Below are 12,623 nucleotides of genomic sequence, written 5' to 3' on the forward strand. Positions count from 1 at the left end.
TATATGGTATTAAGAAAAGGAATGTACATAACGTAAATTTCTAAAAGCAGTATATTGCCCCTGCATTAACAGACTTTTACCTATGTATAATATTAATATAGTAAAATCATAACAACCGATATTGCAGTTTCCAATAATATACTATATAATCAATTTAAGAAAACGTTTTCATGCAAAGGGGGAGAATTTCGTGTCGACTATAGAGGACGTGGCGAAATTAGCAGGGTTATCAAGGACAACGGTTTCTAGGGTGATTAATAATCATCCATATGTTTCAGATGAGAAGAAAAAAAGGGTTCAATTAGCAATGAAGCATTTAGGCTTCGTTCCTAATTCTGCGGCGAGAAGGCTTCGTAAACAAAAAACGGAAACAATTGCGGTGCTAGTTCCAAGGATTACAAATCCTTTCTTCAGTAGATTTATTGAAGCAATCGAGATTGCTGCTTCTGAACATAAATATAAACTGATTATTTGTCAAACAAGATATTTACCGGAAAAAGAGATGGAGTATTTACAATTATTATCTACGAAACAAGTAGATGGGATTATTCTATGTTCACTAGAAAATCCGTGGGAAGATGTAGAGCCATACTTACAGCACGGTCCAATCGTGTTGTGTAATGAATATATTGAGGAAGCAAATATTCCAACAGTGAAGTTTGATCATGCGCAAGGAGCATACATAGCTGCGAAGCATGTGTTAGATCAAGGATATCGTAATCTTATTTTTTGCCGTGGTAACGAAACCAAAGTCGTTAGCCAGCAGCGAAAAATGGGCTTTTTACGTGCAATAACTGAGAAGAGCCGCCAAGTAGAAGCGATTGACTTTCTTGAAAACGCTTTCTCTTGGGAAGATGGAAAACGAATATTCCATGAAGTATTAAAGGACAAAAAAAATCCTACCGCGATTTTGGCAGGAGGCGATGAGGTAGCAGCTGGAATTATCTCAGAGGCGAAACGCCATAACTGGAGCATTCCAGATGATCTCGCTGTTATCGGTTTTGATAATCAAATATTATCGCAGATTACAGAACCAGGTATTACGACAATTGAACAGCCAATTGATGAAATGGCCAGAAAAGTTGTCGACCTGATGATGGATAAAATCCATACGAAAAATTATCGGAAAAAAGAATTGTATGAGTTTGAACTGGAGCTCTTGGTGAAAGGTTCAACGATGAAGGATAAGATGTTATTAGCCTAGTAGACTATGTCTGCTAGGTTTTTTTATGTTCAAAAACTACTATTCTTCGTGAACGCAATCATCACATTTGTTATGGTATGCTTCGTGTTGCTCATCAATTTCTTTCCCGCAGTGCGCACAAGTTTTCGTCGGTAAATTTCTGAAAAACTCCATTGGTTGATCGATCATGTCAATCCCTCCATTTCCATTTCTTACTATCATTGTATTAGTACAAAAAATAAAAGTCAATAACTGTTTTATAACAAAATTGAAAATTAATGAAAAAGTTTAGGAAATGGATTATAGTTAACAATGTAGGATGTAAGTAAAACATGCATTTCTACTCGGTTTTAGAAAGGATGGATACATATGAAAATGACTGTTGTCGGCTTTTGGGGCGGCTTTCCAGAAGCGGGAGAAGCAACGTCGGGGTATTTGTTTGAACACGATGGTTTTCGTTTACTTGTGGACTGTGGTAGTGGTGTACTAGCACAGCTTCAAAAATATATAACACCATCTCATATAGATGCAGTTGTACTGTCACACTATCATCACGATCATGTTGCGGATATCGGGGTATTGCAATATGCGAGATTAATTACGAGTGCGACAACAAGGCAACTACCGGAATTACCAATATACGGTCATACGTTTGACGAGAATGGATTCCATTCTTTAACACATGAACCACATACGAAAGGAATCGCGTACAATCCAGAAGAAACACTTCAAGTTGGACCATTCTCGATTTCGTTCTTAAAAACTGTTCATCCTGTTACATGCTTTGCGATGCGTATTACAGCTGGAGATGATGCTGTAGTATACAGCGCTGATTCAAGTTATATTCCTGAATTCATTCCATTCACGAAAGATGCTGATCTTTTCATTTGTGAGTGTAATATGTATGCACATCAAGAGGCTGCAAAAGCAGGGCATATGAATAGTACAGAAGTAGCAAGTATTGCAAAAGATGCGAATGTAAAAGAACTTTTATTAACGCACTTACCGCATACAGGCAACCCATCTGATTTAGTAACAGAAGCAAAACAAATTTTCAGTGGCCATATTACGTTAGCGCATAGTGGTTACGTATGGAACTCATGAGGTGATACGATGTTATTTATTGATAATAAAGGGATTACAGATCCTAGAATAAACTTAGCGATTGAAGAATATTGTGTGAAGAATTTAGATATTAACGAAACATATTTACTGTTTTACATTAATGAGCCTTCGATTATCATTGGTAAAAACCAAAACACAGTAGAAGAAATTAATGCAGATTACGTAAAAGAAAAAGGTATTCATGTCGTTCGTCGTCTATCAGGCGGAGGCGCAGTATATCATGATTTAGGAAACTTAAACTTCAGTTTTATTACAAAAGATGATGGAGACAGTTTCAGCAACTTCAAAAAATTTACTGAGCCTGTAACGAAAGCGCTTAGTAAATTAGGTGTAAATGCAGAACTAAGTGGTCGTAACGACATTTTAGCTGAAGGTAGAAAAATTTCGGGTAATGCGCAGTTCTCAACGAAAGGTCGTATGTTCAGTCACGGTACGTTACTATTTGACTCTGAAATCGATCACGTCGTATCAGCGTTAAAAGTAAAAATGGATAAAATCCAATCAAAAGGTATTAAATCAATCCGTAGCCGCGTTGCGAACATTACAGAGTTCCTAAACGAAGAAATGACGACAGAAGAGTTTAGACAACTTCTTCTAGAAACAATTTTCGAAGGAGAAACAGAAATCCCAACGTATGAATTAACAGAAGAGGATTGGAAAGAGATCCATAAACTTTCTGAAGAACGTTACCAAAATTGGGATTGGAACTACGGAAAATCACCGAAGTTCAACTTACAACATTCACACCGCTTCCCAGTTGGACAAGTTGACGTTCGTCTTGAAGTGAAAAAAGGAACAGTAACAGAATGCAAAATTTACGGCGACTTCTTCGGTTCACTAGATGTTCATGATATTGAAGAGCGTCTAACAGGCGTTCAGTTCGATAAAGATGCATTCACTGCAGCTTTAGAAGGCGTAGATATCGCACGCTACTTCGGTAACATTACAACAGAAGATTTCTTACATTTATTCTTCTAAAAATGAGGGAGGCTTCCATAACGGGCAGCCTCTTTCTTTTTGCGTAGATTGTCAGGTTTTGTCGGTAAGTCGATATAACTGAAAAATCGCCGATATAAATTGAGTTGCGCTGATATATTTGGAGAATCGCCGATATAAACCGAGTTGCGCTGATATATTTGGAAAATCGCCGATATAAATCGAGCTGCGCTGATATAACTGAAAAATCGCTCATATAATTTCATTTACCGCAAAACATAAAATCACAGGACATCTGCCTCTTATAAAGGAATATATATATTCAAAAGGAGGCGAATCGAAATGAAAAGGGTGATGTACGTTGTATTATTACTCAGCTTCGTCATCGGAATGACAGCGTGTAACAGTGGATTGCCCTCAAGTCGTACAATTTTGTCTATCGGAAAACCGGCTGAGGATAATGTTATATATTTTACGCATACAGATCACAAACGAAAGATACATGATATACAAGACATGTTTCAAAATAAGAAGTGGAAAAGAAATGAAACATTCAGCACTGTTAATAAAACGCCAGATGTCGTCTTATCAATAGATGAAGACAATATAGGGTTACCGGCATTATATGTGACGGTGTATTTTCATGAAGATGGGGCGGACGCGATTAACTTGTTTGGAGAGCATACGACGTTAAATAAAGAGGAACTTACTAAACTTAGAGAAAAGATGAACGCATATTATCCTAAAATGATTTTTGGTCTAGTGTTATAAATTACTTGTAAATAAAGTCCCCTTATTTTTCCAAAGTAAACTAAGAGAAGGTGATCTGTCTATATGCAGTTAATAGAATATCACTTGCCACTTTAATTTTCTTTTAATATAATTAATTTAGAATTTTTAAATATTCTAAATTTTATAAAGGTGGGGTTTTTGTGAATCTCGTTCAATCTTTGGCTGAAACGGCAAAAAAGAAGGGGGAAAAACCGGCTTATATATTTATGGATCAGTCGGTCTCATATGACCAATTAAACAAAATGGTCACAAGGTTTTCTAGCAATTTAGCAGAAATGGGCATTGGAAAAGGGGACAATGTCGCATTAGTTGTTGGGAACTCACCACATTTTTTGGTCGGTTTATACGGAACAATGAAAGCCGGAGCAACTGTTATTCCAGTTAATCCAATTTATACAGCAGACGAAATGCATTATATTTTACAAAATGGAGATGTAAAAACAATCATCGTACTCGACGTCCTTCTACCTGTTATACAATCTCTTACAACAAGACTTCCTTCATTAGAAAACATCATCATATGCGAAACCTCATCAGATTTTAACCATACAGAAACCGAAAAAATGAAAACGTTTACTAGTTTTGTGGGGACTGGAGATACAACTTACGAAGGTCCTGAACTAGATGAAGAAGATGTAGCGGTTATTCTATACACATCGGGCACAACTGGAAAACCGAAAGGCGCTATGTTAACACATAAAAATTTATATAGTAATGCGAACGATGTGGCGTCGTATTTACAATATACGGCTGATGACCGCGTTGTTGCGGCACTGCCTATGTTCCATGTATTCTGTTTAACAGTTGCGGTAAATGCACCGATTGTGAACGGGGCAACGATTTTAATGTTACCGAAATTTAGTCCGAAAGAAGTATTCCGTATTTGTCGCACGTACGAACCAACGATCTTTGCTGGCGTACCGACGATGTACAATTATTTATATTTATTTGAAGAAGCAAGCGCAGAAGATGTGAAGACGCTTCGCCTTTGTATTTCCGGTGGTGCATCGATGCCTGTTGCTCTTCTGCAAAACTTTGAAAAACGTTTTAACGTTATTGTTTCAGAAGGATACGGTTTATCAGAAGCATCACCAGTTACTTGTTTCAATCCGCTAGATCGTCCTCGTAAACCAGGGTCGATTGGCACAAATATTTGGCATGTAGAAAATAAAATCGTAAATGAACTTGGGGAAGAAGTACCTGTCGGCGCAGTCGGTGAATTAATTGTTCGCGGACCTAACGTTATGAAAGGATACTATAATGCACCAGAAGATACAGCTGCGACATTGAAAGACGGCTGGCTATATACAGGTGACTTGGCGAAAATGGATGAAGAAGGTTACTTCTATATCGTGGATCGTAAAAAAGATATCGTCTTAGTTGGCGGTTATAACGTATACCCTCGTGAAGTAGAAGAAGTATTATATACGCACGAATCAGTAGCGGAAGTTGTCGTAATCGGTGTTCCTGATGAAAACTTAGGAGAAGCTGTGCGAGCGTACGTCGTTTTGAAGCAAGCAAACGTAACAGAAGAAGAACTAATGCATTACTGTACGTTACATTTAGCGAAATATAAAGTGCCGAAAAGCATTGAGTTTTTAATAGAATTGCCGAAGAATACGACGGGTAAGTTGTTAAGAAGAGCATTGAGAGAGAAAGCGATGCAAGTGTAAAAATGAGGCAACCATCTTTGGAGGTGGTTGCCTCATTTTTTTTGTATTGATTAAGCGGTGGTGCCATATATTTAAACCTGTATATGACCAACAAGGAGGGGACATACGTAGATCAGAAGAAATTAACACTTACGTCGGGTGCAATATCTTATTTGTTAAATTATGGATGAACTCTGGAAGTGATAAGAACGGTAATTTTAATCAAAATGGAGTAGTGGACTGTGAATCAATGGCTACGGTGTTAGTAAATGCATATAAATTAGAATGGAATGAAAATAGTAAGTTACCAAAAGAATTTGCTGATTTGAAAAATCATTGGGCTCAACGTATGCCAATATTTTAGTTTAATAAGAAAATTCAAATTCCAAGTTGACACATGTGAATTACAGAATTAAAATGAAAAGAAATCGAATAGAATACATTAGAAGCTAATCAGATAAACTGAAGGCGCACAATGTTCACATTTGTGAATATATTGTGTGCCTTTTTCTATTGTATAAACTAAGGGGGCTTAACGATGAAAAAGTGGGGTAAGACAGCGTTTATGAAAAGTACAGGTGTTTTATTATCAGCAGTTGTACTTTTATCAGGGTGTGGTTCGGCAACATCCACTAGTAATTCTGAAGGAAGTGGAGATAAAAAAACAGTTGAGCTTTTAAATGTTTCTTATGATCCAACGAGGGAGTTATATCAAGATTTCAATAAAGATTTTGCGAAGTATTGGAAAGAGAAGCACGGGCAAACAGTAAATGTAAAACAATCACACGGGGGATCTGGAAGTCAAGCGCGCTCTGTTATTGATGGCTTAGAAGCAGACGTTGTTACACTAGCACTTGCTTATGATATTGATGCGATTAGTAAGAAAAAACAATTAGCAGAAGATTGGCAGAAGCGACTTGCGAATAATTCCACTCCATACACGTCAACAATTGTATTTCTTGTTCGAAAAGGAAACCCGAAAGGTATTAAAGACTGGGATGATTTAACGAAAAAAGGTGTGTCTGTCATTACACCAAACCCAAAAACATCAGGCGGGGCACGTTGGAACTATTTAGCGGCGTGGGGATACGCACTGAAAAAATATAATAATAGTGAAGATAAGGCGAAAGAGTTTGTTAGCCAAATTTATAAAAACGTAGAAGTATTAGATTCAGGAGCGCGCGGAGCAACGACAACATTTGTTGAAAAAGGAATTGGTGACGTATTAATCGCATGGGAAAATGAAGCGTTATTATCCCAAAAAGAGCTTGGAAAAGATAAATTTGAAATTGTAACCCCTTCTATTAGTGTACTTGCAGAACCACCAGTAGCGGTTGTAGATAAAGTCGTTGATAAAAAAGGAACGAAAAAAGTAGCAGAAGGGTATCTTGAATATTTGTACTCAGAAAAAGGACAGGAAATTGCGGCAAAAAACTTTTATCGTCCACGTAATGAAAAAGTAGCAGAAAAATATACATCTCAATTTCCGAAAGTTCAATTATTTACAGTAGATGAACTATTTGGTGGCTGGAAAAAAGCGCAGGAGAAACACTTTAATGACGGCGGCGTATTCGATAAAATTTATCAAAAATAATGCGTACTGCTAAAGGGGGATGAGGTGAAAGAGGATGAGGAAGAAACGTGTTTTACCAGGGTTTGGATTATCGCTTGGATTTACAATGTTGTACATGAGTTTATTTGTACTTATACCACTTTCTATCGTATTTATTCAAACTTCACAGTTAGGTTGGAAGAAGTTCGCTGGGGTTATAACGAACGAGCGTGTGTTGCATTCCTATCAAGTTAGTTTTACAACTTCATTTGCAGCTGCTATTGTAAATGCCATTTTCGGTTTATTAATAGCATGGGTGCTCGTACGCTACAAATTTCCAGGAAAAAGACTATTAGATGGACTCATTGATTTACCGTTTGCACTTCCGACAGCTGTAGCTGGTATTACACTTACAACGCTTTATGCGGAAAATGGATGGATTGGGAAAATATTTAGTCTGTTTCATATAAAAGTAGCTTTTACACCACTCGGAATTATCGTTGCGCTTACTTTTATCGGTTTACCATTTGTCGTTCGAATGGTGCAACCAGTGCTGCAAAATATTGATAAAGAAGTAGAAGAGGCAGCTTCGAGTTTAGGTGCATCCCGCTTACAAATATTTGTGAAAATCATTTTACCAGAAATCTTTCCCGCTCTTCTTGCCGGTTTTTCACTCGCATTTGCAAGAGCATTAGGAGAATACGGATCTGTCGTTTTCATCGCAGGTAATATGCCGATGAAAACAGAAATTGCACCACTGATGATTATGACGAAACTAGAACAATATGATTACGCGGGGGCAACAGCTGTAGCGACCGTGATGCTTATTATTTCCCTCCTTTTCCTTCTTCTTATTAATATGATTCAAAGCTGGAGTAGAAGGCATGAACTAAAAAGTGAATAGGAGGAGAGAAAATGGAACCAACATTATTAGAAAAGAAAATAGTAAAAAGCGTATCAGCTAAAAAAGAATCTAAGCTTGTACCAGGCGTATTAATTACGATTACAGTTTTATTTTTATCTCTCTTTCTATTACTGCCACTCATAACTATTTTTCTAAAAGCCTTTGAAAGAGGGATGGATGTATACATTGCCGCTATTACAGATCAAGAAGCATTTTCAGCAATTAGATTAACGCTTCTCGTTGCGTTAATCGTTGTGCCGCTTAATACGATATTTGGGGTAGCGGCCGCGTGGCTTATTACAAAGTTTCAGTTTAAAGGAAAACAAGTATTACTCTCTCTTATTGAACTGCCGTTTGCTGTGTCACCAGTTATCGCAGGATTAGTATTCGTTTTACTTTTCACACCGAGGGGTGCTCTTGGCGAATGGTTACTTGAACATGGAGTGAAAATCATTTTCTCTGTACCAGGTATTATTATCGCAACAATCTTTGTAACCTTCCCGTTCGTTGCACGTGAATTAATTCCGGTTATGCAGGCGCAAGGGAAAAGTGAAGAAGAGGCAGCTTTATCACTTGGCGCAAGTGGCTGGAAAATGTTTTGGCGCGTTACGCTTCCAAATATAAAATGGGGTCTTTTATACGGCATGATTCTATGTAATGCCCGTGCTATCGGTGAGTTTGGAGCCGTTTCTGTCGTATCAGGTCACGTGCGTGGCATTACGAACACGATGCCGCTCCATATTGAAATTTTGTACAATGAATATCAATTTTCAGCAGCATTTGCAGTAGCGACGTTAATGTCATTAATTGCAGTGTTTACACTCGTTATAAAAAACTGGATTGAATGGCGAATGGAAAAACGACAATAAGGGGGATTACGGTGAGTATTCAAATTCAAGGTGTATCAAAGCAATATGGTACATTTCAAGCACTAACAGACATTCATTTGGATATTCCAAAAGGTGAACTTGTTGCCTTATTAGGCCCGTCAGGTTCTGGGAAAACGACGTTATTACGCATTATTGCAGGATTAGAAGAAGCGGATGGAGGTTCTATTTCATTTGATGGAGAAGATTTAACAGACATTCACGTGAAAAACAGGCAAGTCGGTTTCGTCTTTCAGCACTATGCGCTCTTTAAACATATGAATGTATTTGAGAATGTCGCTTTCGGTTTAAAAGTAAGAAAGAAAAGCTTAAGACCGTCAGCAGAAGCGATAGAAGAAAAGGTAACAGAATTATTAAAGCTCGTAAAAATGGATGACTTTGCTAAACGTTATCCAGCGCAATTATCTGGTGGACAACGTCAACGTATTGCACTAGCCCGGGCACTTGCAGTCGAACCGAAAATTTTATTACTTGATGAACCGTTCGGTGCACTCGATGCAAAGGTGAGAAAAGAATTACGAAGATGGCTCCGAAAATTACATGACGAATTTCAAATTACGAGCGTATTCGTAACGCATGACCAAGAAGAAGCGTTAGACGTTGCAGACCGTATCGTTGTAATGAATGAAGGTCGCATTGAACAAATGGGAACACCGGAAGAAGTATATGAAAACCCAGCAAGCCCGTTCGTTTACGATTTTTTAGGAAATGTAAATTTATTTCACGGCCGCGTTCATAAAGGAAAGCTAAATGTAGGATCGGTCGAACTAGAAGCACCAGAGCATAAGCACGTTTCCAACGTAGACGGAATAGCCTACGTAAGGCCGCATGACTTATCAATCTCTCGTACGAAACAAAGCATAGATGCAATCCCCGCAAAAGTATCTTATTCTCACGCAGTCGGACCTGTCGTATATGTAGAATTAAAACGAGACGGAACAGATGAATATTTAGAAGCAGAAATTACGAAAGAACAGTTCAAGCAGCTGAACATTCAAGCGGGTGATTTCGTATACGTACAGCCGAAAGAAGTGAAAGTGTTTATTCCGGAGGATTTTGTAATTTAAATAAAAACCGAACCATCATCTAAATGGAGGTTCGGTTTTCTTTATTTTTTCTCTACTAATTTCTTATTCTTCCAATCTAGTGTGAACAATTTATTAAATGTTTTTTGATCAACGTCTTTTACGTTGTTTCCAACCCAGTTTGCAGTTCCGAATGTGTAGCCTGGACGAAGTTGGTAGTCGTCGGCGTGTTTTGTATAAGCGACTTGTAAGTTAGATTGATCTGTATTTTTTTCAGAGATAACAACAGCAATCATACCAGGAGAGAAACCACTATTTGTTAATGCTGGAAGTTGATCCATCGGTATTAAATTACCTTTTGCATCAGATTCATATAGGTATGTGCGAGAGTACATAAACAGTTGGTTTCCGTATAAAGAATGGTAGGAATCACGTGTGTAAATACCCCAGTTTTGATTGTTATATCCGTTAAAGAATACGTTCCATTTTACGTTTTTGTTTGTTTGGTCAATTAAATTTGTTTTATAACTAGTTTGTTTATAGCTTACAGAGTCCGACCAAGTTACTTGACCAGTTGCACCAGCTTCACCGCTAGGGCCATTAGGCGTTACAGAAGCTTTAACAGAGCCACCAAGTTGATAAGATACGCTAGATGTTACAGTCGTTTCTTCTACAGCATTTGTAGGTGCTACGTTAAAGAAACGAGCGCTGTTATCTTGAAGGTTAAATGCAACATCATATTGTGAAGGATAACGTAATGTTGCACTAGCGCCAGGGATTGGGTAGTTATCAATAGGTGCATCACTTATAGTAGGATTTGCTTTTAGAAAACTACCAGTTGTATTAATAACGGCAATCTGTTTATCAGCGCTTGGGTCATCGATAAAAGTTACCTTTAAAGACATTGTCATATTATCAGCTTGATCATTATTAAATGTATTATAGCTCGTATGTGTTTTTGCATTTTGCCCGATATCTGTTACAACTTGCGATGTTGTTTGAGCATAAGCAGCAGGTGTTGAAAGAGTTACAGCGCTACTAGCAAAAACAGCGGATAATGCTAAACATTTTAAGTATGTTTTAGAACGTTTCATACAATCACTTCCTTTTATTTTTGTCGATATATGTCGTATTACATTTATATCGTAACATGAAAATAAAACGGAATGGATGGTTATGCATAATTGCATAGATGAGTTTTGAAGGATAAAGATAATAGAATTTCATCCAACACTTAAGACTCAAAAATGTCCATTACAGCCGTTCTTAAAAATTTTAAGACAATATGTTTATCAATGTTCTTATTCTGAAGATTGAAGTGCTTAATATTTACGTTATAAGTGCATAACAAGTTATAATAGAAGAAATCAATAAGGAGGCTGGCTGTGAAGAATCTTCGTTATCTCAATATATTTACCATATTAATTATATACACACTACTTATGTTTTACATTGGCTGGAACGGCTGGGTTTGGCTTCATGCGGTATTTGGCTGGGAATCTTGGGGATATTATGCTTTTATAGTTGCATTTATTTCATATGCGTACATTCTCGTGCAAGTGTTTAAGTTTTTGCCATTTCTGCGAACGATAGGTTCGATTTGGTTTGCAGTTATACAATATGCGCTTATGTTGTTGCCATTAGCTAATATTATGGTCTTTCTTTTACAGTTTTCAGTAGAGAAAGAAGCGGCAATTATTTGGACAGGGGCGGCTGTGATAGCTGCATTTATCTTTATCTTTGCGTATGGAGTATTTAATGCGTATAGTCCGGTAGTAAGAAAGTACGAGGTGCACATACCGAAAAAGGTAGAGGAGCGTAAAAGTTTACGCATTGCGATGGCTTCTGATATGCATTTCGGTAAACTGTCTGGCGTTTCGCATTTAAAAAGACTTGTTCGTCATGTAAATGAGATGGAACCTGATATTATTTTACTGCCAGGTGATATTATCGATGATCATCCAGGTGTGTTCATTCAAAAGAATATGGGACCAATCATGAAACAAATGAAAGCACCATTAGGCGTATATGGTGTTTTAGGGAACCATGAATACTACGGTAGAGCGGTTCCAGAGTTTTTACAAGAGATGGATAAGATTGATATTCGTATTCTTTTAGATGAAGTAATTACAATTGAAGATGACTTTTATCTCGTTGGAAGAAGAGATAAAACAGAGCGAGATCGTCAAAGCTTTGAACAATTAATGAGTACGGTAGATAAATCGATGCCTGTTATCGCAATGGATCACCAGCCATTTGAGTTGAAACAAGCAGCAGCGGCAGGTGTAGATTTATTATTATCCGGTCATACGCACCGCGGACAAATGGCGCCCAATCATATTGTAACGAGAAGAATGTACGAGCTAGACTGGGGATACGCACAAAAAGGCGCGTTCCACGCAATTGTTTCTTCTGGATTTGGGTTTTGGGGACCACCGCTTAGACTTGGTAGTAGGTCGGAGATTGTGCAGGTAGAAGTTACATTTGAATAGGGGTTATGAAATAGAGAGCTGATGGCTCTCTATTTTTTTTAATAAAAACAAATAACAATAAATATTTATGTTGGT

Annotated in this window: 13 protein-coding genes and 1 pseudogene; 11 read left to right on the plus strand and 3 right to left on the minus strand. The window is 37.6% G+C overall.

Annotated features, from left to right (window positions below):
- Positions 1-190: 190 nt before the first annotated feature.
- The gene (locus HMPREF2590_RS11680; RefSeq protein ID WP_000103715.1) at positions 191-1,204 is read left to right on the plus strand and encodes a LacI family DNA-binding transcriptional regulator; all 1,014 of its coding nucleotides are present in this window, start codon (positions 191-193) and stop codon (positions 1,202-1,204) included.
- 39 nt (positions 1,205-1,243) lie between these two features.
- Here the strand turns inward: HMPREF2590_RS11680 and yhfH are convergent, their stop codons facing one another.
- Positions 1,244-1,372 carry a protein YhfH gene (gene yhfH, locus HMPREF2590_RS11685; protein WP_000567010.1) on the minus strand — a complete coding sequence of 43 codons (129 nt, stop codon included), beginning with the start codon at positions 1,370-1,372 and terminating at the stop codon, positions 1,244-1,246.
- A 180-nt stretch (positions 1,373-1,552) separates the two neighbouring features.
- Between yhfH and HMPREF2590_RS11690 the strand changes: the two genes are divergently transcribed.
- The 9 genes from HMPREF2590_RS11690 to HMPREF2590_RS11735 all read left to right on the plus strand — a co-directional run bounded on the left by HMPREF2590_RS11690 (position 1,553) and on the right by HMPREF2590_RS11735 (position 10,098).
- The gene (locus HMPREF2590_RS11690) at positions 1,553-2,287 is read left to right on the plus strand and encodes an MBL fold metallo-hydrolase (protein ID WP_000784690.1); all 735 of its coding nucleotides are present in this window, start codon (positions 1,553-1,555) and stop codon (positions 2,285-2,287) included.
- A 9-nt stretch (positions 2,288-2,296) separates the two neighbouring features.
- On the plus strand, positions 2,297-3,286 hold the full coding sequence (gene lplA, locus HMPREF2590_RS11695; RefSeq protein ID WP_000897280.1) for a lipoate--protein ligase: 990 nt from the start codon (positions 2,297-2,299) through the stop codon (positions 3,284-3,286).
- Positions 3,287-3,586: 300 nt separating this feature from the next.
- On the plus strand, positions 3,587-4,015 hold the full coding sequence (locus HMPREF2590_RS11705; protein WP_000832629.1) for a hypothetical protein: 429 nt from the start codon (positions 3,587-3,589) through the stop codon (positions 4,013-4,015).
- Positions 4,016-4,176: 161 nt separating this feature from the next.
- Positions 4,177-5,709, plus strand: a complete 1,533-nt coding sequence (locus HMPREF2590_RS11710; protein ID WP_001055200.1) for a fatty acid--CoA ligase family protein — start codon at positions 4,177-4,179, stop codon at positions 5,707-5,709.
- 166 nt (positions 5,710-5,875) lie between these two features.
- Positions 5,876-6,052, plus strand: a complete 177-nt coding sequence (locus tag HMPREF2590_RS11715) for a hypothetical protein (RefSeq protein ID WP_043328703.1) — start codon at positions 5,876-5,878, stop codon at positions 6,050-6,052.
- A gap of 174 nt (positions 6,053-6,226) precedes the next feature.
- Complete coding sequence (locus tag HMPREF2590_RS11720) at positions 6,227-7,282, plus strand: sulfate ABC transporter substrate-binding protein (RefSeq protein ID WP_000758703.1); 1,056 nt, start codon at positions 6,227-6,229, stop codon at positions 7,280-7,282.
- A 34-nt stretch (positions 7,283-7,316) separates the two neighbouring features.
- The gene (cysT, locus tag HMPREF2590_RS11725) at positions 7,317-8,144 is read left to right on the plus strand and encodes a sulfate ABC transporter permease subunit CysT (protein ID WP_001227879.1); all 828 of its coding nucleotides are present in this window, start codon (positions 7,317-7,319) and stop codon (positions 8,142-8,144) included.
- Between the two features lie 11 nt (positions 8,145-8,155).
- A complete protein-coding gene (cysW, locus tag HMPREF2590_RS11730) occupies positions 8,156-9,013 on the plus strand; it encodes a sulfate ABC transporter permease subunit CysW (protein ID WP_000433831.1) in 858 nt (285 codons plus the stop codon).
- Between the two features lie 11 nt (positions 9,014-9,024).
- Complete coding sequence (locus HMPREF2590_RS11735; protein ID WP_000027091.1) at positions 9,025-10,098, plus strand: sulfate/molybdate ABC transporter ATP-binding protein; 1,074 nt, start codon at positions 9,025-9,027, stop codon at positions 10,096-10,098.
- 41 nt (positions 10,099-10,139) lie between these two features.
- On the opposite strand, the gene cytK2 is transcribed toward HMPREF2590_RS11735, so the two are convergent.
- Both cytK2 and HMPREF2590_RS31070 read right to left on the minus strand, forming a co-directional pair.
- Positions 10,140-11,150: a beta-channel forming cytolysin CytK2 gene (gene cytK2 / locus HMPREF2590_RS11740; RefSeq protein ID WP_000830629.1), complete on the minus strand. Its 1,011-nt coding sequence runs from the start codon at positions 11,148-11,150 to the stop codon at positions 10,140-10,142.
- Positions 11,151-11,293: 143 nt separating this feature from the next.
- Positions 11,294-11,407: pseudogene (locus HMPREF2590_RS31070) on the minus strand (TetR family transcriptional regulator); the annotation flags it as partial.
- Between the two features lie 34 nt (positions 11,408-11,441).
- Between HMPREF2590_RS31070 and HMPREF2590_RS11750 the strand changes: the two are divergent.
- Positions 11,442-12,548 carry a metallophosphoesterase gene (locus tag HMPREF2590_RS11750; protein ID WP_000793732.1) on the plus strand — a complete coding sequence of 369 codons (1,107 nt, stop codon included), beginning with the start codon at positions 11,442-11,444 and terminating at the stop codon, positions 12,546-12,548.
- Positions 12,549-12,623: the final 75 nt, after the last annotated feature.

The sequence above is a fragment of the Bacillus sp. HMSC036E02 genome (assembly GCF_001836235.1).
Classification (GTDB): Bacteria; Bacillota; Bacilli; order Bacillales; family Bacillaceae_G; genus Bacillus_A; species Bacillus_A cereus.